Source organism: Mycobacteriales bacterium (assembly GCA_035550055.1).
Taxonomy (GTDB): domain Bacteria; phylum Actinomycetota; class Actinomycetes; order JAFAQI01; family JAFAQI01; genus DASZTV01.
The window spans coordinates 1-22,802 of the sequence record DASZRO010000029.1 but is presented as its reverse complement, the minus strand read 5'-3'; the positions used below and the strand labels follow the sequence as shown (position 1 = coordinate 22,802).

Here is a 22,802-nt window from a genome sequence, read left to right as displayed (position 1 = left end):
CGCGTCATACCTCTCGCTCGCCCCGATCCGCCTGTCCGCGACGTCCCGCTCGTCCTACCCACGCCCCGCCCGTGCCCACCACCAGGCCCAGCAACGTACCCAGGGTACGGGTTGCGACCGTGATCGCGCCGAACTCGTAGCCGTGCCGGAGATCATCTAACACCGGCCTCAGCCCCTGTTCGATGACCGCCTCGCGCAACAGTCGCCTCGCTCGCGGGCGGTCCCAGCGCGCCAGTCTGGCGATGCGCACGCCCATTCCCTTCCCATAACGCCAGTCGAGCTGGATCAGTTGCGGGCGGGATCGCCACTGGTCGTGCTCGGCAAGCGCGTCCGGTTCGAACAAACCAGCGAATCCGCACCGGAACAGCCGGTCGAACAGGTCGAGGTCCTCGGCGCTGCACGCCCAGGTCCCCGGCCCGAGGGTCTCGTCGAACCCGCCGACCCGCTCCAGCGCGGACCGGCGTACGGCGAGGTTCGCGCTCGCGCCGAGGTCGCCGGCCAGACCGGGGTGCAGCCGCTCCCGGGAGGTCCGGCTGCTGACCGCAACCGGCCGCTCGGCGGCCGCCTGGGCGTCGGGTACGACGACCCGACCGGTCACGAAGGCGACCGAGTCGTCGGAGAACGCCGCGACGAGCCCGGCCGCCCAGCCCGCCCGCACGCGCACGTCGTCGTCGACGAAGCCGACCAGGTCATGTGCGGCAGCCCGCCACCCGGCGTTGCGGGCGAGGCTCGCGCCGGCCCGGTCACTGCGCACCAGCCGGGCACCCGCCCGAGCCGCCGCAGCAGCCACGGCCGCAGCGTCGGCGGAGGCGGAGTCGACGACGACGATCTCGTCGGCGTCGGTCAGCTCAGCCCGCAATGCGGCCAGGCAGCGGTCGAGCATGGCCGGGCGGTCCCGGGTGGGGACGACGACGGACAGCGGTTCACGCACGGCGACGCGGCCCCTCGGCGAGCGCCTGCCGGTAGACCTCACGGGTGCGTTCGGCCACGGCCTCGACGGAATGGGCGCGCGCCGCGGCCGCCGCCGCGTCGGCGTACCGCGCCACGGCCGCGTCGTCGGCGAGCAGCGCACGCAACGCCTCTGCCAGCGCACCCACGTCGCCCGCCGGTACGACGGGCCCGGCGCCGAGCGCCCGCACGACTTCGGCGACGGCCGGGTCGTCGCAGCCCACGACCGCCCGGCGATGCCGGGCTGCCTCCACTGCGGCCAGCGACGACCCTTCCGGGCGCCGGCGGGGCACCGAGGCCACGACGACGGCGCGTACCCGGCCGAGCAGCCCGGACAGCTCGGTCTCGTCGAGCCAGCCGAGGAACTCGACCCGGCTGCCGAGCGGCCGGGCTCGTCGGCGCAGCGCCGCTTCGTCCGGACCGGCGCCGGCAATCAGCAGGCGGCTGGCCGCCGCAGCCTCGCCGAGGCGGGCGAACGCGTCGACGATCACGTCCACACCCTTGTCCGGCGCCAGGCGGGCCGTCACCAGCAGGTCGCGGCACTGCGCCGCCGGAACCAGCACGCCGACCGGATCAGCGGCCGGCACCCCGACTGTCGACACGGCAGGCAGCTCGGCGTCACGGGCGAGTCTCGACACTTCCTCGCTGACGCCGATGGTGGCGCTGAGGCCGCGGCGGGCCGCGCGCAGCACAGCGCGCGCACCGAGCGCCTCGACGACCCGCTTGGGGGAAGCCGGCGAGTGCTCGCGCGCGCCGAAGAGCCGACGGTCGTGCAGCGTCATGACCTCGGGTACGCCGCAGACGCCCACCACGCTCGCGGACAGCTCGCGGCTGACGTTGTGATGGTGGACGAGATCGGGCTGGAAGGTCCGCACCCGGCCGGCGACCAGGCGGCGCGCCACGGGATCCCAGACGTCGAGGGTCTTCGCCAGACCGCGATGACGGCGCTCACCGGCGAGGACCTCCACCGTGTCACCGGCTGCCCGAAGCCCCGCGGCGAGCCGGCGTACGTAGGCCTCGGCGCCGTACCCGGCGTCGACGGGTTCGTCGTGGACGAGCAGCACCCTCACCCGCTCACCGCCACGGCGTCACGGTTGTGCCGGCCAGTTCAGGGCGTAGGCGGCGACCAGGGGCATGCCGGCGGCGTTGGGCTCGATGGTCGTGCCGTCGGAGGCCGGGCGGCTCTGCACCAGGTCGAACAGCCCGTCCGTGCCGCCGTCCCACGCGAACGCGCTCCAGCCCAGGTCGTGCGCCGTGGCGTAGCCGACGAGGTTGGCGTTGTAGACGCTGTTGTCGCCGTTGGGGAACCCGAACTCGCTGATGATCAGCGGGTGGTCCTTCGCCAGCGGCAGCCAGCGGTCGAGGATCGGGGACGGGTCGTACGGGTCGGCGGCGTAGGCCTTGGTGCAGTGCGGCGGGGGCGCCTGCGGGCAGGTGTAGGCGTGGACGCCGTAGGCGAGGTTGACGCCGTCGACGAACGCGGTCGGCGCTTCGCTGGCGTAGTTCAGCCCGCTGACGACGATCAGGTTCTTGGCCCCGGTGTTGCGCACCGCGTCGTAGAGCTGCTGCATTCCCGCAGCGGCGACACCATGACCGTCGAAGGTGAAGGCGCCGCCGTTGAGCCAGATCGACTGCGGCACGTACGGCTCGTTGAACAGGTCGAACGCGACGAGCGGGTTGCTCTGGTAGCGGGTCGCGACCTCCTGCCAGAACGTCAGCGAGCCCGGCGAGTCGGCCATCGGGGTCAGCGTCGGAGGCCGGCAGTCGCCCGCGGTGGAGAAGTGCAGGTTGATCAGCGCGACCATGCCGCGCGAGGTCACCCAGTTGACGACCTTGTCGACCTCCTGCGGGTAGTCGGCCTGGTAGTAGCAGGACGTCTGGAGCCACAGCTGCTCGCCGAGGGAGATCCGGACCTCGTTGGCTCCCCACATCGACAGCTGCGCGATCTCGGCCTCGGTCGGCAGCGGGTTCTTCGAGCCGCCTTCGAGACCGAACCGCTGCATGCCCCGCAGGATCAGCGGCTGCCCGTTGCCGTCGAGGATCTGGTTGCCGCGCGTGGTCAGCGGGCCGACGACGCGCGCGTGGCCGCCGGGCGTCTCGGCGAGGGTCGCCTGGTCGACGTACTGGTCCGACGCCGCGGTCGAGGCAGGGAAGGACACGCCGAGCTCGACGTGGGTCGTTCCCTTCGGCGAGATCGCGGCGACCACCGGTGGCTGGCCCCATCGCTCGGTGTCGCGCACCGGCTCGCCGTACTCGGTGTCGGTGACGTTGCCCGCCGCGTCGATGAACCGCATCTCGAGCTGCACGATGCTGTCCCCGGACGCGGTCTTGACGTAGGCGTTGCCCACGAACCGGTCGCCGGCGGAGGCGTCCTGCTCGGGCGACCAGGCGGTCAGCGCGGGTACGTCGAGGTCGCTGCCGTCCGCGGGGCTGGCGGTGTCCGTGGGTGCCGTGGTGGGCGACGTGCCGCCCGCCGGCGCCACCGACAACGACCCGGAGCTCTGGTAGCCGCCCGCGGCAAGGGTCAGCGACGCCGCGTCGGCGATCCAGTCGCCGGTGCCGCCCTCGAAGTCCGACGCGGCGCCTTTGAGCAGCTCGGCCGGGCGAAGCGAGGCGCCGACCGGCAGGGCTTGCGGCGGGCTGGTCGTCGTGGGAACAGCGCTTGACGGGCTCGACCCGCCACGACTCGCGATCAGCGCACCGACGGCGATCAGCACGGTCACCACGATGGCGATGGCGATGGTGCCGGCTCGCTCCTGCCACTGCTCGCGAACGCTGCCTGGCACGACGAGCAGGCTAGTGCGGCGACCTGAAACGGACGCCCGATAGGTTTCCCGGCATGGATCTGAACCAGACCTCGGCCGTTGTCACCGGTGGCGCCTCCGGGCTCGGCGCCGCGACGTCTCGCCTGCTCGCTCAGCAGGGGGTGGGCGTCGTGGTCGCGGACGTCCAGGACGACAAGGGCGAGACGCTCGCCAAGGAGATCGGCGGCGTGTTCGTCCACACCGACGTGACCAACACCGACCAGATCATCGAAGCGGTCGACACCGCGGTCGGCATGGCGCCGTTGCGCTCTCTGGTGTGCTGCGCGGGGATCGGGTCGGCACAGCGCACCGTGGGCAAGGACGGCGAGTACGCCTCGGCGTTCAACCTCGACATGTACAAGCTCGTGATCGCGATCAACCTGACCGGCAGCTTCGACTGCGTCCGGATCGCGGCCACCGCGATGAGCCGCAACGCGCCCGACGCCGACGGCGGTCGCGGCGCGATCGTGCTCACCGCGTCCGTCGCGGCCGAGGACGGGCAGATCGGCCAGGCGGCGTACTCGTCGTCCAAGGGCGGCATCGTCGGCATGACGCTGCCGGTGGCACGCGACCTGTCGGCGATCGGCGTACGGGTCAACACGATCCTGCCCGGCCTGATCGACACCCCGATCTACGGCGAGGGTCCGGGGGCCGAGGAGTTCAAGGCGAACCTCGGCAAGCAGGTGCTGTTCCCGAAGCGGCTCGGCCAGGCCGAGGAGTACGCGACGCTGGCGCTGGAGATGCTGCGCAACAGCTACTTCAACGCGGAGTCAGTACGGCTGGACGCCGGCATCCGCATGCAACCCCGCTGACCGAGCGGACGGGCATTCGCTCGCTAGTACTTGAACACCCAGTAGCGGGCGCTCACGAAGTTGAGTACGGCGTTGACGGCCACCGCCACCAGCTTGCTGACGAGGTAGTAGAGCCCGAGGTGGGTCAGCCCACGCACGATCAGCAGCGTGGATCCCACGTTGACGGCGACCATCAGCAAGTACGGCCCGACCACGGAGCCGTGCGACGCGGTCGCCTGGAACGTCCAGTTGCGGTTGAGCGTGTAGTTGACGATCACCGCGGCCAGGGACCCGACGACCGTGGCCAGAGTGAGGGACGTGCCGGCGCCGGAGTGCAGGCCGTACAGGAACGCGAAGTCCGCCCCGAGGCTGCACACGCCGGTGACGAGGAAGCGCACCAGCGATTCCTTCAGCGACGGACGCTGTCCCCCGGCGTGACCTTCGGCGACGAGCGTCGCCACCGGGCTGGCCGCGGGCGCCACCCGGTCGTCGGACACCCGCACATTGTTACCGACCAACGACGAAGGCCGCCCGTCCGGCAAACCGGATGAGCGGCCAACGCCGAGAAGCCACGGTCCTCAGACCGAGATCCGCACCTCGCTGATCTCGCCCTCGGACACGTCCACCTTGGCGTCGCCGCCCTCGTGGCCGCCGCCGGGGATGACGCGCACGTTCCACGTCCCCGGCTTGACGAAGAAGCGGAACTGGCCGGTCGCCGACGTGATCACCTCAGCGGTGAACTCGCCGCCCGCCTCGAGCAGCCGGACGTAGCCGCCGGAGACCGGCGCGTCGCCCTGGTAGACGATACCCTGGATCACGGTCTCGCCGCTCGGGATTCCTTCGCGACTGATCGTCGCCTGGTCAGGTGCTCCACACATGTCTCAGACGTCCTTCTCGATCGGCACACCGACGAGCGACCCGTACTCGGTCCACGAGCCGTCGTAGTTCTTCACGCCGCTCTGGTCGAGCAGCTCGTGCAGCACGAACCAGGTGTGCGCGCTGCGCTCACCGATCCGGCAGTAGGCGATGGTCTCCTTGCCGAAGTCGACCCCTTCGCTCTTGTAGAGCTCAGTCAGCTCGTCGTCGGAGCGGAACGTGCCGTCCTCGTTGGCCGCCTTGCTCCACGGGATGTTGACCGCGCTGGCCACGTGGCCCGCGCGCTGCGACTGCTCCTGCGGCAGGTGCGCCGGCGCGAGGAGCTTCCCGGAGAACTCGTCGGGCGAGCGGACGTCGACGAGGTTCTTGACCCCGATCGCGGCGACGACCTCGTCGCGGAAGGCGCGGATGTCGTTGTTCGGCTCCGAGGCGCGGTACGACGTGGCCGGGCGGTTCGGCTGCTCGGCGACCAGCTCACGGCTGTCGAGCTCCCACTTCTTGCGGCCGCCGTCCATCAGCTTGACGTCGGAGTGGCCGTAGAGCTTGAAGTACCAGTACGCGTACGACGCGAACCAGTTGTTGTTCCCGCCGTACAGGACGACCGTGTCGTCGTTGGCGATGCCGCGCTCCGACAGCAGCGCCTCGAACTGCTCCTTGCTGACGAAGTCGCGACGGACCGGGTCCTGCAGGTCGCGCTTCCAGTCGATCCGCACTGCGTTGCGGATGTGGTTCTTGTCGTACGCCGCGGTGTCCTCGTCGACCTCGACCAGGACGACCTTGGGGTCGTCGAGGTGCGCCTCGACCCAGTCCGCGTCGACGAGTACGTCGTTGCGAGCCATGTAGCCAACACTCCTTTGAAAGGTTGAAAGGGGAAACGTGCACGAAAGAGGGGTCGCCCCGCGTACCGCGGGTGACGAAGTGGCCGGATTCGTCAGGCCAGACAGAGGCAGGCGGCGACCCGGCACAGGTCAACCGTGCGCCGGCTCCACAGCGCGGGACGAACCCGCGGGGTGCTCATGGCTGCCACGGCCGTCAGGCTACTGTGCAATAATAGTTTCGTAGGCTAAATATCAGCCCGACTCCGAGGACTCCTGTTGTCCAGCACCGCTGCACCCGCCACCGGACGCATCCCGTACAAGTGGATCGCGCTGTCGAACACGACGCTCGGCATCCTCATGGCGACGATCAACAGTTCGATCCTGATGATCGCCCTGCCCGACATCTTCCGCGGCATCAAGCTCAACCCGCTCGCCCCCGGCAACACGCCGTACTTCCTGTGGATCCTGATGGGGTTCCTGCTGGTCACGAGCGTGCTGGTGGTGAGCCTCGGTCGCGTCGGCGACATCTACGGGCGCGTCAAGATGTTCAACCTCGGCTTCGCGATCTTCACCGCGTTCTCGATCCTGCTGTCGGTCACCTGGATGACGGGCACGCACGCGGCGCTGTGGATCGTGCTGATGCGACTCGGTCAGGGCGTCGGCGGCGCGTGCATCCTCGCGAACTCCTCGGCGATCGTCACCGACGCGTTCGCCGAGAAGGAGCGCGGGCTCGCGCTGTCGATCAACGGTGTCGCCGCGATCAGCGGCTCGTTCATCGGCCTCGTGCTCGGCGGTCTGCTGGCGCCGGTCACCTGGCGCCTGGTGTTCATCATCTCGGTGCCCCTGGGGCTGTTCGGGACCGTCTGGTCCTACCTGAAGCTGCGTGACAACGGGGTGCGCACCCCGGCCAAGATCGACTGGGTCGGCAACATCCTGTTCGCGGCCGGACTCGTGGGCGTGCTGCTGTCGATCGTGTACGGCCTCGAGCCGTACGGCGGTCACACCATGGGCTGGACCAAGCCGTTCGTGCTGGCGTGCGCGTTCGGCGGTCTGGCGATCCTTGCCGTGTTCATCGTCGTGGAGAACCACGTCAAGGACCCGATGTTCCGGCTGCACCTGTTCCGGAGCCGGACGTTCACGATGGGCAACGTCACCGGTCTGCTCGCGGGTCTGTCGCGCGGCGGGTTGATGTTCACGCTGATCATCTGGCTACAGGGGATCTGGCTGCCCCAGCACGGCTACTCCTTCGAGCGCACGCCGCTGTGGGCGGGCATCTACATGGTCCCGCTCACGGTCGGCTTCCTGATCTCCGGACCGGTGTCCGGGCGGTTGACCGACCGGTTCGGCGCGAAGCCGTTCGCCACCGCGGGCATGGCGCTGTCCGGCGTGTGCTTCCTGTTCTTCGACCTGATGCCGATGAACTTCAGCTACGTGTGGTTCGCGCTGCTGCTGCTCGTGATGGGGCTGTCCCTCGGGCTGTTCTTCGCGCCGAACATCGCCAGCGTCATGAACTCCGTGCCCGCGTCGCAGCGGGGCGCCGGGGCCGGGATGCTCAACACGTTCCAGAACAGCGCGCAGGTGCTCTCGATCGGCGTGTTCTTCACGGTGATCACGCTCGGGCTCGCGTCGCGCCTGCCCCATGCGCTGGAGAGCGGTCTGGTCGGCCAGGGGATGCCGGCGGGACAGGCGCACACCATCGCCCACCTGCCACCGATCGGCATCCTGTTCGCGGCGTTCCTCGGCTACAACCCGATCCAGCAGCTGATCGGCTCCGCCGCTCACGCCCACGTCACCGCCGCGCACTACCACTACCTGACCGGGCGCAGCTTCTTCCCGTCGCTGATCACCGGACCGTTCGGACACGGCCTGCACCTGGCCATGCTCATGGCCGCCGGGGTGAGCTTCGTCGGCGCCATCTGCTCCGGGTTGCGCGGATCGGACACGGTCGAGGGCCGCATTCAGGGCACCGCGGAGTCCGTCGAGGCCGGCATCGCCGGCGCGGGGGACGAGGTCATGGCCGAGATCGGCGCCGGCGTCGCGGTCGAGTCCTGACCGGCCGCTACTCGGAGGCGAGACACCCGTCTGCCGGGATGGTGGCGGGCAGCCGATAGACGTGGCCGATGTAGCCGGGGAAGATCTCGCTCACCCCGGGAATCCCCGACAGCCAACGGTCGATGCGGTCGGTGTGCTCGACCGGCAGCGGCTCCACCACGGCGTAGTCGTCGTGCTGCTCGGCGAGCACGCGTAGCAGCTCCTGGCAGGACGTCGGCCCGTCGAAGGCGTGGCTCGGCGCGCTCACCCCGATGTAGTTCACGACGTTGGTGAAGTCGCGACCGTAGAGCGGGTACTCCAGGCCGTGGCCGGCGACCCCGATTCGTACGTCGCGGAACCCGCCGACCAGCCGGAACAGCTTGTCCTCCGGCGTGTTCGCGGCGTACCGGTCCTGCACGTAGTGCCGCTGCACCGCCGCGACCCCACCCACGACCGCCACCACCGCAATCGCCGACGCCATCACCGCCGGCAGCGCCGCGCGGCTGTGCTGGCGCAGGTCGCAGGCGCCGAGCAACAGCAGGACGAGCACGATCGCGATCGCGATCCCGACGGCGTAGTCGATCTGCTGCGGCAGCTTCTGCTGGTCGATCAGCACGACGGTCAGCACGGTGAAGCCGAGGGTCAGCACCGGCGCGAGCCGGCGTAGCCGAGGCGAGGACGCGAGCAGCACGATGGCGAGCACGATCGACGGCAGCGCGTAGCGGGTGTTCGTGGCGAACAAGACGGGGGCGTTGGGATCGCCGATCGCCGTGGTCGGCGTCACCGCATAGGCGACGAAGCCGATCGCCACGACGATCGCGAGCAGGCGGCGCAGCCACGACCGGTCGAACAGCGAGACCACGACGCCGAGGACGATCAGGACGCCGACGACGCGCCACTGTCCGGTCCACACTGCGCGCAGGCCGGGCTCGAACCAGTTGCGGATGACGGTGCCGTTGTCGAGGTAGTGCGCGACCGTGTAGGCGTACGGCTTCACCTCCGGGTACGGCACGACGTGGAAGCCGTGTCCCGCGACGGTCAGGTTCAGGTCCGGCACCGGCGAACCGACCGCGATCCAGTCGCGGACGTACCAGAAACCCCCGGTCAGCACCGACGGAGCAACCAGCGCGAGGACGGCCACCCGGCGGTCCGACGTGGCAAGCACGACCACCACGACGGCAACCAGGATCACCACGGGCAGCGCGTTCAGCTTGGTGCCGGCGGCCAGCCCGAGCGCCGCGCCGGCCACGGCGAGCTCGGCCCCCCACGCCCGGCGGTCACGCGATCCGCGGGGCAGGCCGACGCCGGCGACGAGCGCGACGGCGCTGAGCACGAACGCCATGGCCGGGATGTCGTTGAGGCCCGGGCCTGAGCTCGCCCGGGAGACGATGGGCAGCGCCAGCACCGCCGCCCCGGCGGCGAGCGCGGGAGCGCCGCGCGACCACCTCGCTCCGATCACCCAGCACGCGAGCAGAGCGAGCCAGCCGAACAGCAGGTTCAGCCCGAAGATCGCGATGTCCGGGCGCGGCCCGAGCATGCCGACCGCGTCGAGCAGCTCCGCGTCGTACGGGTAGTAGACGGTGCCGTCCGACGACGCGGTGTGGTGCAGGTGGTCGATGTTGTGGACCTGGACCATCTGCGCGGCCTGGCTGAGGTGGTAGTGCAGGCTGTCGAGGTCGAGCGGGCCGGTGCCGACGACGGCGGCGTCGCGGCCGAGCAGCGACGCGGAGGTCGCGATCACGCACACCCCGACGCAGGCCAGCATCAACCGTGCCGCGTGCGAGCGCGGCAGCCGCAGCCGCAGGGCACGTGAGGGATCGGGCCCGCGGCCGACGTACGCCACCCCGGCCGCCACGGCGGCGCTCACGACCGCGAACGGCCACCGCCGCAACCCGTCGACCACTCCGACCAGCTCAGCAACGACGACGACGCCGCTGATCCCGATGATGGAGGCGGCGAGTGCGGCGACCGCGCCCTCGCGGTCGGGCAGCAGGCGCCTGGCAAGTCGTTGTGAGGCGATGACCCACGGCACCAGGCCGAGCGTGAGGGCAGCGCTGCCGAGCAGATAGTCGGCGACGTCCACGCGGCGACCTTATGCGAGCCGCACGGCTTTGCGGCTCAGCTGCCCAGCACCACGTGCTGCGCCGTGCCGGTGCCGACGATCCCGTCGTCCGAGACCGTCACCGACGTCACGGTGATGCGAAACGGCAGGCCGCCCAGCGGGATCGGGATCTTGACCACCTTGGCACCGCCCTGACCCAGCCCGACCGACAGGGTCAGCACGGTATTGGCGACCGAGATCGTGGCGGTTCCGGTCAGCACCCTCGGCAGGCCGCTGATCCTGCTCGCCGTGCCGGTCAGGTCGACGGCGCCGTTCGGCGCGGCAGCAAGCTTCAGCGTGATGCCGTGCGACGCGAGGTAGGCCTCGAGGTCCACGAACGACACCGACACCGTCCCGCTGACCCGATCGACGGGGACCGTCTTCACCGACCCGTCGATGACATCGGACAGCGGTATGTGCACGCCCATCAGGTGCACGGTCATCGTGTCGAGCTGAACGTGGTCCTTGGTGACGTAGTCGTGGCTGGTCACCTTGACGTCGCTGTAGTGCCCGTGAACGGCCTGCGTCAGGAACGGGATGCCGCTGATCGTGACCGATGGACGGCTCGGCAAATGCTCGTCGGTCTCCAGCTTGCCCGCCAGCACGTGCGCGGCGACGTGAGCACCGACCCGGTCGGCCGCGATGACCAGTACGACGACCAGCGCCACGAACGCGATCAGCAGCTTGCGGAGCATTGGGACTGTCTACCGGCCCGGACCACGACTGACCAGGACGGTCAGGTGCCGGCCGATCCGGTCGAGCAGCTGCGGGCTCGCCCCGTTCTCGGCGTGGCTGAACCCTCGCTCGATCCACAGCTCTTTGGGCTCGTTCGCCGCGTCGTAGAGCGCCTCAGGATGCTCCACGGGAAAGTAGTGGTCCTCGTCGCCGTGCACGATCAACACCGGGATCGGCGCGATCCGGCCGATGACCTCGACCGGCGCCTCCGGCAGTGCGTCGAGATCCCAGCCGTCCGGCGTGATGCGCGTGTTGAGCCCGCGCCGCAGGATCAGCCGGCCGAGCCGCGACTCGATCGCCCAATGGATCCGGCGCATCGGTTTGGTGTCCCGGTAGAACCAGCGCGACACCGCCGACACCGTCACCACCGCCGCCACGTCGCCGAGAAGTGCGGCGTGACGAAGCACGATGCTGCCGCCCATCGACCAGCCGCAGGTGACGACGTCGGCGTACCCGAGCCGGCGCGCGTAGCGGACGGCGGCCTCGACGTCGTGGATCTCGTCGCGGCCGACCGTCGACCAGCCGCTCGACCCGCCGTGGCCGCGCAAATCGATCCCGATGACGCCGACGTGTGCCGACAGCGCGGTCATCACCGAGCGCGGGCCGGCGTGTGCCGTCGACTGGGTGAACCCGTGCGCCACCACGACCGCGATCGGTCTGGCCGGATCGGGGCCTTCGAGGTGTACGGCGACCAGCCGCTCGCCGTCCGTCGTCGTCAGCGTGTCGGTCGTCACCCGACGGCCCGGCGCGGGCGGGGGCTGGCTCACTCCGCTATCCTTCACCAGTCGGGTTCGGGCAGCGCCGCCTTCCCAATCGGAGTCCTGGAAAAGACCCCGGGTGCGGCACGCCGGGCCCGTTTTCGTTTGGAGGGAACGTCACGATGGCGAGCTTGCTGCTCCTGACGCCCAACGCCTCGGCCGGATCCGCGCAGGTGCTGCCCAGCCTCGGGTTGCTCGGTCACGCGGTTCGCGTGATGCCACTCGACGCGGCTCCGCTGCTCGACGCGCCGCCCAACGACCTGATCGTCGTCGACGCCCGCCGTGAGATGGCCGCTGCCCGGCAGACCTGCCGGCTGCTCCAGGCCACGGGCACGTCCTCGCCCGTGCTCGCCGTCGTGACCGAGGGTGGCCTCGTGGCGGTCACCGCTGACTGGGGACTCGACGACGTCGTACTCGACACCGCCGGACCCGGCGAGGTCGAGGCGCGAGTGCGGCTCGCGCTCGGCAAGGCGGCCAGCTCGCGTGACGCCGCCGGCGGCGAGGAGATCCGCTCCGGCGACCTCTCCATCGACGAAGCGACCTATCAGGCGAAGCTCGGCGGCCGACCGCTCGACCTGACCTTCAAGGAGTTCGAGCTGCTGAAGTTCCTGGCGCAGCATCCCGGGCGGGTGTTCAGCCGGGCGCAGCTGCTCCAGGAGGTCTGGGGTTACGACTACTTCGGCGGCACGCGCACGGTCGACGTCCATGTCCGCCGGCTTCGCGCCAAGCTCGGTCCCGAGCACGAGGCGCTGATCGGCACGGTCCGCAACGTCGGCTACAAGTTCGTGGCCCAGCCGCCGGCCGGCCGCGATGCGCTCGACGGGCTGGCCGCCGCGGTCGACGAGGCGTACGCCGACCTCTGAGTGGCCGCGGTCACTCACTAGCCTCGGCGCCGTGGAGTCGCTGTCCGCCGAGGAAGCCGACGCGGTCCTGCGGCTGCGCGACACGGTCATGGCCGCCGACGGCTTCAGCCCGCTGTCCGATCCGGTCGTGGCCTCGCTGCGTCGCCGGGAGCCGGGCACCCATCTGACCCAGCACCGCGCGGGTCAGCTGGTCGGGTACGCGCACATCGACCGTTCCGGCGAGCATCCGGCCGCCGAGCTCGTGGTGGCGCCTGGAGTCGACCCTCGGGGCCTGCTCTCGGTCGTGGTCGACACCGCTGGTCCCGGCGTACGGATCTGGACCAAGGGCGAGGCCGCGCCGCTCAACGACGTACTGCCCTCACTCGGTTTCACACTCGAGCGAACGCTGCTGAAGCTGCACCGGTCGCTCGACGATCCGCTGCCCGCGCCGGTCTGGGCGCCGGGGGTGAGCGTGCGCACCTTCGTCGTCGGCACGGACGAGGCGGCCTGGTTGGCGGTCAACAACGCGGCGTTCGTCGGCCACCCGGAGCAGGCGGACTGGACGCTGGCCGACATCGAAGGACGCGAGCAGGAGCCGTGGTTCGACCCCGCCGGGTTCTTCCTGGCTGAGCTCGATGGGTCGCTCGCGGGCTTCCACTGGACGAAGGTGCACGCGGGATCGAAGCCGTACGGCGAGGTCTACGTGATCGGGGTCGCGCCCGGCATGCAGGGCAAGCGGCTCGGCGAGGCGCTGCTGCTGCACGGCCTGCGACATCTCCGCGACCAGGGCCTGCGTACCGTCGTGCTCTACGTGGAAGCCGACAACTCCGCCGCGATCGCCCTCTACGAACGCCTCGGCTTCACCCGGTGGAGCGCCGACCGCCTCTTCGCGAGCCCGCCTGCCCCCACCCCCACCAAACCCGCCAAACCCGCCACCGCCGGTTCGAAGTAGCACACAACCACCGCGGCAAACCGGACACCGCAGGGCAATCGCGGCATTTTGCAGCGGGTTGTGTGCTACTTCGTGCGGAGGCGGCGCAGCCAGCGGGCCTTCGGTACGGGCGCCGGCAACCGTGAGGTCCTGGCCCTGGTCGGGTTGGCGGGCGGTGACGGCGGGAGCGGCGCGTCGTAGTCGGTCGCCGCGATGATCGCGGTGATCGCCTCCGCGTCGAGGTTCTCGGTGTCGGGGATCTGCGGTACGAAGCCGACGAGTACGCCGTCGCGCAGCACCATGGCCTCGAGCCCGGGCGTCTCGTCGTTGTCCCAGATCGCCTCGCGGCCGTCAGGGAGCACCACGCGCAGCCCGACGTTGTAGACGCCGACGCGACGGTTGACGCTGGCGAAGATGCGGTGGGCGCGCAGGCGTTCGACGACCTCCACCGCGACTGACTCCTCCAAGCGAGCGCCTAGTACTTCCAGCCGAGCTCGGCGTGCTTGCCGCCCGGTCCGTAGAGGAACGTGCCGTGGGTGCTGGACACGTCGAAAGTCATGATGTTGCTGACCCCCTGGCCGCTCTCCAGCTCCGTCGTGTCGAGCTGGCGATGGGCACCCGAGAACGGCGCCGCGCCGTCGTTGTTGTTGAGGTCTCCCTCGCCCGGCACCTTCACCCAGAAGTCGAGCCGGTTGACCACCAACGGGTTCTTGCCATCGTTGTAGATCTTGATCGGGAAGGTCACGAAGTAGCCGTGCTCGGGATCGTCGGCGTACGACGACAGCCGGTGGGTCGAGACGCTGGGCTTGCCGATCTTGATGAGCTCGGCCGCGTCGCTGCCCGCGGCGCCGATCTGCGCCACCTGGCCGGTCCGCAGCGTCTTGAAGGTGTGGATCACCACCACCTTCGTGTGGTGCTTGACCGTCGTCGTCGTGACGGTGGGACCGGGCTCGTTCTTCGTCGAGTGGCACGCCGCAAGTGACGTCGTCAGCGTCGCCGCGATCGCGACGACGCGGGCCACCCGGTGCGTTTGCATGACGATCAAGGGTACGGGAGAAGGCTGAGCGGATTCGGGTACGGCGTTCAGGTACGCCGCGGGCAAATCGGGCCAGCTACGGGCGTACCGCACCGATGTAGTCGGAGCGGAACGCCGGATCGACCCGTACGTCGACGCCGGTGTAGGGAGCGTCGATCATGTTGCCGTTGCCGACGTAGATGCCGACGTGGTGGATCGTCGACGGGTCTGAGGTGTTGTAGGCGAAGAAGACCAGATCGCCGGGTTCGAGCTGGTCCTGCGACACGTGGACCCCTTCGTTCCACTGGTCACCGGTGTAGTGGCCGAGGTAGACGCCCGCCTTGCCCCAGACGTACTGCGTCAGCCCCGAGCAGTCGAAGGAGTCCGGCCCGGCTGCGGCCCACACGTACGGCTTGCCGATCTCGGCGTACGCCCACTGCACGGCGACCGCCGCACCGCCCGACCCGGAGATCACCGGCGGCGGCGTCGGCGAGACCGGGTCGTCGATCGCCTCGACGCCCTGCTGCGTCGCCTGGCTCTCCGCCTCCAGCCGAGCCTGCTCCCGCTCCGCGGCGAGCTTTGCGGCGCGGGCCTTCGCCGCCTTGATGATGGCGGCTTCCTTCGCCTCGAGCCCCGACAGGATCTGCTGCTCCTTGGCGGCCGCGGCCTGGATCTTCTGGCGAGACGCGTCGATGAGGTCGGTCGCGGCCTGCTGCTTCGCCAACGCCGCCTGCGCAGTCGCCTGCGCGGCCGACTCGACGCGCTGGGCTGCCTCGACGTCGGACAGCGTCCGCGCCTCGCTGACCGAGATCGCCTGCATGGACGACAGCTGGTCGATGTAGCGTCCGGTGGAGCCGTCGCTGACCAGGCCGAGCACGGAGTTCGTACCACCACCGCGGTACGCCGCGACGGCGAAGGCGGTCACCGACGACTGCAGCGCAGCGAGTCGCTGCTGCGCCGAGGTCACCGCCTTGGCTGCGCTGGCCGCGGCAGTGTGCGCAGCGGCGAGCTTGATGCGCGCGGCATCGTAGGCCTCGCTGGCGGCCTCCGCCTGACTGTCGAGCGATCGCAGCTGCTGCTGTGCGTCCGCGATCTGCTGCTTGACGGTCTCGGCGGCCGCAGGCGATGTCGCGACCACTCCGCCGGCCAGCGACGCGACACACAGTGCCAGCGCCAGCAGCGCGCGGGGTCGAACAAGATGGCGGTGGGGAATCGCCGTCAAGTTGTCCAGGACCTACCTTTCGGCGGCACCGCAACGCCGCTCGGCCAGGGGGTGCCGGCTAGTCACGTCGTGGTTGAAATGCACGTTAACGGCGAATGCGCCGCGGTCTCAAGGGACCACACGGCGCATTTACCGGTCATCGCTAGTGCATTCGGGTTGTTCTTCGTCGCCCGTCCGTCCAACGAACCCGGCGCAGTCGCGATACGGCCTCGGCCTGTCCCCGTCAGGCGAGGTGAGGTTTGATGCCTGTGGAGTCGATCGAAGGAGCCGGCCGTGGATGCGACACAGCGCGCGGAGGTCGCGGGTGAGCTCCTGGCCCTGCCGCAGTCGTGGGCGGACATGACGCGCTGGCACACGCTGATGGGCGAGGTACGCCGATCCGCGCCGGTCGTCCCGGTCGAGGTGCCCGGGATGCTGCCGTTCCTCGCCGTACTCCGCTACGCGGAGGCGTCCGCCATCGAGCGCGACAGCGAGCTGTGGCACAACACGACGTACTCCGTCCTGCAGCTCGAGGAGGACAAGCAGCGACTGATCGAATCGGGCCTGCCGGAGCCACGCACGCTGGTCCACCTCGACGGCGTCGACCACCGCGACCACCGGCAAGTGGCCAACGACTGGTTCAAGCCGGGATCGGTGAAGAAGCGCCAGCCGCGGATCGAGCATCTGGCCGACACCTACATCGAGAAGATGCGTGCGCTCGGCGGTGCGTGCGACTTCGCCAAGGACATCGCTCAACCGTTCACTTTGCGCGTGATCATGGAGATCTTCGGCGTACCGGAGACCGACGAAGCGCTGATGCTCGAGCTGACGCAAGGCATGTTCGGTGCCGCCGACCCGGAGTTCATGGGCAGTGGAGCCGACCCTGGCGAGGTGCTGCTGAACTCCGTGATGAAGTTCATCGCGTACTTCGACGAGATCACCAACGACCGGCGTGCCAGGCCGACCGACGATCTCGCCACGGTCATCGCGCTCGGTGAGCCGGGTGGCTGCCCGATGGGTGACGCCGAACGGCTCTGGTACTACATGATCATCGCCACCGCCGGGCACGACACCACGTCGTACGCGCTCGCCGGCAGCGTCGAGGCGTTGCTGCACGACCTCGACCAGCTCTGGTCGTTGCGCGGTGACGAGGATGCCGCGGCGAATGCCGCCGAGGAGGCGGTCCGCTACACCGCGCCGGTGCGCCATTTCATGCGGTACGCCACTCGTGACACGGAGGTGGCGGGCGTAGCGGTCGCGCAAGGGGAGCGGGTGCTGTTGTCCTACCCGAGCATCAACCGCGACGAGCTCGTCTTCGACGACCCGGACGTGTTCGACGTACGCCGGACCAACGCGGATCGGCTGCTCGCCTTCGGAGGCGGCACGCACTACTGCTTGGGATCGCAGTTCGCGCGTCGGGAGGTGCGCACCATGCTGCGCAAGCTCGCGGAGCAGGTCGACCACATCGAGCAGTCCGGCGAGGCCGAGTGGACGCAGTCCAACTTCGTCTCCGGCGTGAAGCACCTGCCGGTGAGCTACCGCTTCGCCTGACCCCCGCCGCTTGTTCGAAGTAGCACACAACGCGCCTCCCGAACCGGACACCGCAGCGCATACCGCCACGACTACCGCGACGTTGTGTGCTACTTCGAACGCGAGGGGCCGTGGCTGATCGCCCCGGCCCCTCGTTGTCACGCGGACACGCGGTATCGCTACCCGGTGACCTTGACGCTCGCGGAAGACGACGAGGCGTTGGCGTACCCGGACTTGTGCGCCGTCACCGTGCAGTGAATCGTCTTGCCCTTGAGGGCCTTGGTCAGCTTCAAGGTCGGCTTCGTCGCGCCGGCGATCTTCACCCGACCCTTGAACCACTGGTAGGAGTACGTCGTCGCCCCCGGCGCCCAGCGGCCGTGAGAGCTGGTCTCCACCGAGCCCACCTTGTGCTTGCCGGACAGCACCGGCTTGGCAAGGTTGCTGAACTTCGACGGGCCGGTCGGACCGGCGACGAAGGTCTGCGTGAACTCGGCGTATGACGAGCCGTCCGCCGCGTGACCACCCGCGGAGCTCAACGCACCGAAGTTGGTCGGTAGGAAGGCCACGTCCACGACCTGGCTACCCGAGACGGTCGACGGCACCGTCACCGTCGCGGCACCGTTGGTCAGCGTCGCGGTCGTGCTGTACGACGCAGCCGCCGGAGTACCGCCGGCAACCGCCGGCGGCGCGATGACGACCTGCACCGAGCCGGTCGGGACGCTGCCGTCCGACGCGGCCACGGTCACGTGGATCGTGCCACTGCTGTAGAGCGCGGTGGTCGTCGTCGACGCGCCCTCACCCACGCCGTTGCTGGCGAACGGGTTGATGGTGTCGACGGTGTTGTTGTTCGCCACCCCGCACAGCTTGGAGCTCAGCGGCCACTCGTTGAGCGCCGCGATGTCCGCCTGCGCCGTCGAGTTGGTGCAGATCCAGCCGGTGTTCGAGAAGATGCCCTCGAGCACGTTGTTGTCGCTGCCGTAGAGGAACGGCGTGGTCGTGGCGCCGGCGATGGCCTTGCCGCGCACGACGTCGTACAGCTCGCGGTCCTCGGACCAGCCGCCCTCGATCCGCAGGATCTGCGACTTGGTGTTGGCCAGCTCGGCACGGGCGTAGGAGAACATCTCGATCGCGTCCGGGTCGGCCGCGATGATCGACGGGTCGTGCTCCTCGACGTTGGCCTTGCCGGTGTTCCAGTTCGAGTCGGTGATCGTGACGCCCGGGCCCTGCCAGGTCTGGTACGCCGCGCTGTGCGAGCTCGGGTCGTTGTCGGTGCCCGGCGCCTCGGTCACGCCGTCGAGCTGCGCGAGGAACGCCTCGGAGGCGTTCAGCGTGCCCGAACCGGCCTTGGGAAGGTACGGGTGGATCTCGGCGTCCTTGCCGCCGACCTGGTCCCAGTTGGTGTAGGTGCCGTTGTAGATGCGCAGCACCTGCAGGCCGGTCAGCGCCGCCGGCGCCGGACCGCTCGGGTTGGTCGCCGTGACGATCTTGTCGACCGCGAACGGCAGGCCGATCTCGCCGGCGGCGAGGTCGGTGGTGTTCAGCGGACCCGACGAGCGCGCGAAGGCGACGTCGTTGAACAGCGGGTCCGTGGGCGTACGCAGCAACGTACGACCCGACCCGGAGCTGTTCGGCATGACCGCTGCGGCGGGCGCCTTCGGGTCGATGACGGTTGCGGGACGCGCCACGCCGACCTTGGTGCCGGTGTTGTCAGCACCGCACGGGAAACCCGAGCCGTCCGGGTTGGAGCCGAGTCCGGTCGCGGTGGTGCCGGTCGCGCCGACGCACGCGTCGTAGTTGACCAGCTGCGGGCCGCTGGTGTGCGCCGCGTCGTAGTCGGTCGCCAGCTTGTCCAGGATGTACTGGGTGGTGTCGGAGCCGGCGCCGATGATGTCGGTGCCGAGTTTCGGCGAGGTCGACGGACCCCCATCGACCGCGCCTGCCGGCGCCGCCGCGGTTAGGGCCAAGCCGAACGCGGCCGCGGCGGCCACGCCCAGCTTGACGCTGTTCTTGCGAACGGACATCAGTTGCTCCCTGATTCTTCTCTTCTGTGCTCGATGTGGGTTCACATCAAGTTCGGTAGGAGGCGGGTGACCTGGTCGGTCACCGCCCATGCGAGGGCGATCACGGCGGGGGCCGAGACCAGCCACACGAGCGCGGTCCGGAAGTGGCGGCGCGCGACGCTGATCGCGAGGACGACGCCGGTCAGCACCGCGAGCAGCAGCGTCAGCATCGGCAGCGAGCTCGAGTCGCGTGCCATCAGCTGCTCGGCGGCCGGGACGGCTCCCGCGACCGGCCCGTCAGGAAGCGCCTTGTCGGTGCTCATGTCGACATAGACGGCCGACGAGGCGCGCAGGCCGGACAGGAAGCCGTGGCTGTCCGCCGTCGCCAGCGTCATCAGCCCGCTGGTCGACGCGACCGGCGCCGACGGTCCTCGATCCCCGGCGCGGCGTACGTCGAGGACGGTGTAGGTGACCTTGCCCTGGCCGGTCAGGACGGTGACCGGGTTACCCTTCGCCAGATCGGCGATCTTGCGGAACGGCGCGCCGTCGATGCTGCCGCGCCCGAACACCCACGACCAGCCCGCCTGGCCCGGAAGCGGGGTGTCGCGCAGGTGGCCGGGTCCCGCCGCGAGGTCACCGGAAGTGGTCCCGTCGACGACGACCTCGTGCAACCCGATGGCCGGAATGGTCAGCAGGGCGACCGGAGCGCCCTCCTTCACCGGCTTGCCGTTGTAGTCGAGCTCGCCGGTCGGCGCGGTCGCTTGTGCCAGCTCGGAGCGGAACCTCGAGTAGAGGAGGTGCTGGCTGCGGGTGTGCGCGAGACCGCCGAGGACGAGCAGCTGGAGCAGCATCCAGCCGCACACCAGCGCGAGCACCGCGCAGGCCGACGACACGACCAACAGCCGCTCACTTCGGGCGTCCGGGACCGCCTCGTGGCGGGTCGTCGCAGCCTCGTCCGAGCTCGCCGCCGTCACCGGGCGGTCGGCGTCCGGGGCGGGCGTGCCGAGCCCGACCCGGCGGGTCAGCGTGGCCAGGCTCATCGCACTGCCTGCCTGCGCAGCCAGAGCCGGCTTGCGCCGGTTGCGACGGCGGCGGTGACGCCGAGCAACAGCACGATCGGCAACAAGGAGCCGCCCACCGGCGAGGTGAGTGCGGCGGTGATGCTGCCGGGCTGGTCGGAGTACGCCGGCGAGTCGCCGCTCGGGGCGATCTCCGGCGCCGGCTGCGAGGTCGGCGCGCTGGCTCCGGTCACCGGCAGTGGCACACCGGCGCCGCCGGTGGGGACCGCGGACCCCGTCGTACCTGACGAGCCGGTCGCACCCGCCGACGCGTGTTGCGCGGCGATGACCTTCGCCACCTGCGCCGCCTGCGCGAACAGCCGCTTCGTGGCGCCCGACTTGGTGATCGGCAGGTAGCCGTCGGGCAGCTGGCCGTTGCCGCGGCCGGGGACCTGACCCTCGGTCGAGGAGACAGTGATGAACTGCGACACCTCTTGGGCGGTCGTCTTGTCCAGCCCGGAGGTCTTGGCGGCGGTGTAGACGATCGTCGTCCCGGGATAGGCGGCCTTGCTCTTGCGGATGGCCTGCTCCGAGAGCTCGAAGGGCTTGAGCTTCGGACCCGGCTTGATCAGGTCGATCGCCGCGGACAGACCCGCGTCGTCGGGAGCGACGAAGTGACCCGGCGACGCCTGCAGCTTCGCCAGTGTGAGGTCGTAGCGCCGGGCGTCGCCGAGCGTCACCAAGCCGAGCATGAACCGGTTGCCGATGCCCTCCGGCGCCGCCCGGGACAGCTGGAACGGCGAGGTCGTCGTACCGTTTCCGGTGCAGCCGGTCGTGACCATCGGCCAGCTGTAGAGCAGCGCCGTCGCGATGAGCCGGAGGCTGCTGACCGGGCTGGCGACCAGTGGCATGTACGCCGAGGGCGCCGCCTGCAGGCACGGGTTGTTGGTGGTCTTGTCGACCCAGGTGTCGAGCAGCGGCCAGGTGCTGACCGGCAGCTTCAAGTCCTTGTAGTACGGGTTGACCGTCATGCCCCACGGGTCAGGCTTGCCGTGCAGGAAGGCCATCGCCTGGGGGTCCGCCGCGATGTAGGACGTCAGCTGCGTCATGACCCCCGAGCTGGTCGACAGGTTCATGAGCGCGGCGGCGTTCTCGCTCCAGTGCGAAGTGTCGAGGCCGGGGTTGAGCTTGATGAACTCCGGATCGAGGTTCAGTGAGAGCGGGTTGTGCGAGAAGCCCGGGTGAGACGACCGGACGTCGACCGAGCCCGGGTAGGACTCGGTGAGGAGCTTCAAGATCAGCCGCGCGTCGAGGTTGATCGTGGTCTGCTGTCCGGCGTTGCCGGGCTTGTCGATGTCGAAGCCGATCCCCCACCCGGTGACGGCGGTCGGCGCGTAGGCGACGTCGTCGTCACTCGCCTGCCGGCTCGAGACTTCAGCCGCCGCCGCCTGCCCACTGTTCATCAGGGCGTCGGCCGCCTGGTCCGGCATGATGTTGTCCTGCCAGTTGAACCGCGACTTGTTCTCGCAGTACGCCGGGGTCCACTGCAGGGCCACCTGGCTGAGCAGCTCCGACCCGTAGAACGGCACCGGCTTTCCGGCCGCCGACGACGAGCACACGCCGGGCGGCGGCGCAAAGGTCAGCGGCACCGGGATGCGGCGGTCCCAGTTCGACGCCGACCACCAGAACGCCGGCGCGACGGCGTCCTGCGGCGCGGAACCCGGGTTGACCTGACCGACCGGCAGCTGACCGGTCGCGTTGCACTCCTGGCTCTTGTTGCCGGCGGCGCAGCTGATGCCGTCGATCGGGATCACCTCGAGGGTGCACGCCACCGCCGAGGAGCAGCCGAGCGAGGCGTTGTCCAGGTTGGTGCGCGGGTCGAAGTCGAAGTTGCCCTTGCCGTCGAGGCTGGTGAACGCGAACGCCTCCTGCGGGATGGTCACCGAGTTCACCGTGGCCTCGGGCGGCATCGACTCCGACGAGCAGCCGGGGTACGACGTCCCGTTCGCTGCCAGGAACGGCGTGATGTGGTAGTCGAAGGTGCTGCTGACGTTGCACTCGTCAGGGATCTTCGACGGGTCGATGCCCGCGATGTGAGCGCCGTCCGACGCGGATGCCGCGGCGTCCTGCTGCCACACGCCCTGGCCCGGATCTGCCGACGACGTGCGCTCGAAGTAGGTGTTGGTCCAGCACGTGTCTGGGCTGACCGCCTGATCGGCGGAGACCTTCGGGTCGTCCTTCGGGTCGACTCCACGGCACTGCATGAGGACGACCGGGTACTCCTGTTCCAGACCGGTCTCGCCGTAGGGGTTCAGGGCCCGGCCCGCGGTCGGATGCGCACCGGACCAGGTGACCGTGATCCGTTCGTGGTCTTGCAGGTTGGTGTGCTTGTTGACCGATACGTGGATGCAGTTCGTGGTGTC

The 22,802-nt window shown here is 69.8% G+C and carries 20 protein-coding genes; 5 read left to right on the top strand and 15 right to left on the bottom strand.

Going from position 1 to position 22,802, the window contains the following annotated elements; all coding sequences use genetic code 11:
• Positions 1-4: 4 nt before the first annotated feature.
• Genes VG899_04715 through VG899_04705 form a run of 3 tightly spaced genes read right to left on the bottom strand, consistent with a single transcriptional unit; the run spans position 5 to position 3,734 of the window.
• Entirely contained in the window at positions 5-931 is a 927-nt protein-coding gene (locus tag VG899_04715; GenBank protein ID HWA65654.1) for a glycosyltransferase, read from the bottom strand.
• The gene (locus VG899_04710) at positions 924-2,018 is read right to left on the bottom strand and encodes a glycosyltransferase family 4 protein (GenBank protein ID HWA65653.1); all 1,095 of its coding nucleotides are present in this window, start codon (positions 2,016-2,018) and stop codon (positions 924-926) included. The genes VG899_04715 and VG899_04710 overlap by 8 nt, the downstream gene beginning before the upstream one ends.
• Before the next feature lie 18 nt (positions 2,019-2,036).
• Positions 2,037-3,734 (bottom strand): glycoside hydrolase family 5 protein, encoded by a 1,698-nt coding sequence (locus tag VG899_04705; GenBank protein ID HWA65652.1) that lies wholly within the window; start codon positions 3,732-3,734, stop codon positions 2,037-2,039.
• Between the two features lie 53 nt (positions 3,735-3,787).
• Here VG899_04705 and VG899_04700 point away from each other — a divergent pair, with 53 nt between their 5' ends.
• A complete protein-coding gene (locus tag VG899_04700) occupies positions 3,788-4,564 on the top strand; it encodes an SDR family NAD(P)-dependent oxidoreductase (protein HWA65651.1) in 777 nt (258 codons plus the stop codon).
• Positions 4,565-4,587: 23 nt separating this feature from the next.
• Here the strand turns inward: VG899_04700 and VG899_04695 are convergent, their stop codons facing one another.
• From VG899_04695 to VG899_04685, 3 genes are all read right to left on the bottom strand, one after another.
• Positions 4,588-5,040 carry a GtrA family protein gene (locus VG899_04695; protein ID HWA65650.1) on the bottom strand — a complete coding sequence of 151 codons (453 nt, stop codon included), beginning with the start codon at positions 5,038-5,040 and terminating at the stop codon, positions 4,588-4,590.
• Between the two features lie 81 nt (positions 5,041-5,121).
• Complete coding sequence (locus VG899_04690) at positions 5,122-5,421, bottom strand: DUF1416 domain-containing protein (protein HWA65649.1); 300 nt, start codon at positions 5,419-5,421, stop codon at positions 5,122-5,124.
• 3 nt (positions 5,422-5,424) lie between these two features.
• The gene (locus tag VG899_04685; GenBank protein HWA65648.1) at positions 5,425-6,258 is read right to left on the bottom strand and encodes a sulfurtransferase; all 834 of its coding nucleotides are present in this window, start codon (positions 6,256-6,258) and stop codon (positions 5,425-5,427) included.
• Positions 6,259-6,513: 255 nt separating this feature from the next.
• Between VG899_04685 and VG899_04680 the strand changes: the two genes are divergently transcribed.
• Complete coding sequence (locus VG899_04680; protein HWA65647.1) at positions 6,514-8,289, top strand: MFS transporter; 1,776 nt, start codon at positions 6,514-6,516, stop codon at positions 8,287-8,289.
• A 7-nt stretch (positions 8,290-8,296) separates the two neighbouring features.
• On the opposite strand, the gene VG899_04675 is transcribed toward VG899_04680, so the two are convergent.
• The 3 genes from VG899_04675 to VG899_04665 are packed head-to-tail and all read right to left on the bottom strand — an operon-like array spanning position 8,297 to position 11,871.
• The gene (locus VG899_04675; protein HWA65646.1) at positions 8,297-10,351 is read right to left on the bottom strand and encodes a hypothetical protein; all 2,055 of its coding nucleotides are present in this window, start codon (positions 10,349-10,351) and stop codon (positions 8,297-8,299) included.
• 35 nt (positions 10,352-10,386) lie between these two features.
• The gene (locus VG899_04670) at positions 10,387-11,064 is read right to left on the bottom strand and encodes a DUF2993 domain-containing protein (GenBank protein ID HWA65645.1); all 678 of its coding nucleotides are present in this window, start codon (positions 11,062-11,064) and stop codon (positions 10,387-10,389) included.
• 9 nt (positions 11,065-11,073) lie between these two features.
• Complete coding sequence (locus tag VG899_04665; GenBank protein ID HWA65644.1) at positions 11,074-11,871, bottom strand: alpha/beta fold hydrolase; 798 nt, start codon at positions 11,869-11,871, stop codon at positions 11,074-11,076.
• Between the two features lie 113 nt (positions 11,872-11,984).
• Between VG899_04665 and VG899_04660 the strand changes: the two genes are divergently transcribed.
• The gene (locus tag VG899_04660) at positions 11,985-12,725 is read left to right on the top strand and encodes a response regulator transcription factor (GenBank protein ID HWA65643.1); all 741 of its coding nucleotides are present in this window, start codon (positions 11,985-11,987) and stop codon (positions 12,723-12,725) included.
• A 31-nt stretch (positions 12,726-12,756) separates the two neighbouring features.
• Positions 12,757-13,656 (top strand): mycothiol synthase, encoded by a 900-nt coding sequence (mshD, locus tag VG899_04655; GenBank protein HWA65642.1) that lies wholly within the window; start codon positions 12,757-12,759, stop codon positions 13,654-13,656.
• Positions 13,657-13,721: 65 nt separating this feature from the next.
• On the opposite strand, the gene VG899_04650 is transcribed toward mshD, so the two are convergent.
• The 3 genes from VG899_04650 to VG899_04640 all read right to left on the bottom strand — a co-directional run bounded on the left by VG899_04650 (position 13,722) and on the right by VG899_04640 (position 15,872).
• Complete coding sequence (locus VG899_04650) at positions 13,722-14,084, bottom strand: hypothetical protein (GenBank protein HWA65641.1); 363 nt, start codon at positions 14,082-14,084, stop codon at positions 13,722-13,724.
• 26 nt (positions 14,085-14,110) lie between these two features.
• A complete protein-coding gene (locus VG899_04645) occupies positions 14,111-14,671 on the bottom strand; it encodes a hypothetical protein (protein HWA65640.1) in 561 nt (186 codons plus the stop codon).
• Positions 14,672-14,747: 76 nt separating this feature from the next.
• Positions 14,748-15,872 carry a C40 family peptidase gene (locus VG899_04640; protein ID HWA65639.1) on the bottom strand — a complete coding sequence of 375 codons (1,125 nt, stop codon included), beginning with the start codon at positions 15,870-15,872 and terminating at the stop codon, positions 14,748-14,750.
• A 273-nt stretch (positions 15,873-16,145) separates the two neighbouring features.
• On the opposite strand from VG899_04640, the gene VG899_04635 reads away from it, so the two are divergent.
• On the top strand, positions 16,146-17,402 hold the full coding sequence (locus VG899_04635; GenBank protein ID HWA65638.1) for a cytochrome P450: 1,257 nt from the start codon (positions 16,146-16,148) through the stop codon (positions 17,400-17,402).
• Between the two features lie 158 nt (positions 17,403-17,560).
• Here VG899_04635 and VG899_04630 read toward each other — a convergent pair whose 3' ends face one another.
• From VG899_04630 to VG899_04620, 3 genes are all read right to left on the bottom strand, one after another.
• Complete coding sequence (locus VG899_04630) at positions 17,561-19,402, bottom strand: substrate-binding domain-containing protein (GenBank protein ID HWA65637.1); 1,842 nt, start codon at positions 19,400-19,402, stop codon at positions 17,561-17,563.
• Between the two features lie 41 nt (positions 19,403-19,443).
• A complete protein-coding gene (locus VG899_04625; GenBank protein ID HWA65636.1) occupies positions 19,444-20,421 on the bottom strand; it encodes a sortase in 978 nt (325 codons plus the stop codon).
• Positions 20,418-22,802: hypothetical protein (locus tag VG899_04620; protein HWA65635.1), on the bottom strand; the 2,385-nt coding region annotated here is incomplete at its 5' end. The genes VG899_04620 and VG899_04625, both read right to left, overlap by 4 nt.

Bases quoted from the DNA above. Each gene is read 5' to 3' on its own strand.
- VG899_04700 (HWA65651.1), top strand. From the start codon at position 3,788: ATGGATCTGAACCAGACCTCGGCCGTTGTCACCGGTGGCGCCTCCGGG.
- VG899_04690 (HWA65649.1), bottom strand. From the start codon at position 5,421: ATGTGTGGAGCACCTGACCAGGCGACGATCAGTCGCGAAGGAATCCCG.
- VG899_04685 (HWA65648.1), bottom strand. From the start codon at position 6,258: ATGGCTCGCAACGACGTACTCGTCGACGCGGACTGGGTCGAGGCGCAC.
- VG899_04670 (HWA65645.1), bottom strand. From the start codon at position 11,064: ATGCTCCGCAAGCTGCTGATCGCGTTCGTGGCGCTGGTCGTCGTACTG.
- VG899_04660 (HWA65643.1), top strand. From the start codon at position 11,985: ATGGCGAGCTTGCTGCTCCTGACGCCCAACGCCTCGGCCGGATCCGCG.
- VG899_04645 (HWA65640.1), bottom strand. From the start codon at position 14,671: ATGCAAACGCACCGGGTGGCCCGCGTCGTCGCGATCGCGGCGACGCTG.
- VG899_04630 (HWA65637.1), bottom strand. From the start codon at position 19,402: ATGTCCGTTCGCAAGAACAGCGTCAAGCTGGGCGTGGCCGCCGCGGCC.
- VG899_04625 (HWA65636.1), bottom strand. From the start codon at position 20,421: ATGAGCCTGGCCACGCTGACCCGCCGGGTCGGGCTCGGCACGCCCGCC.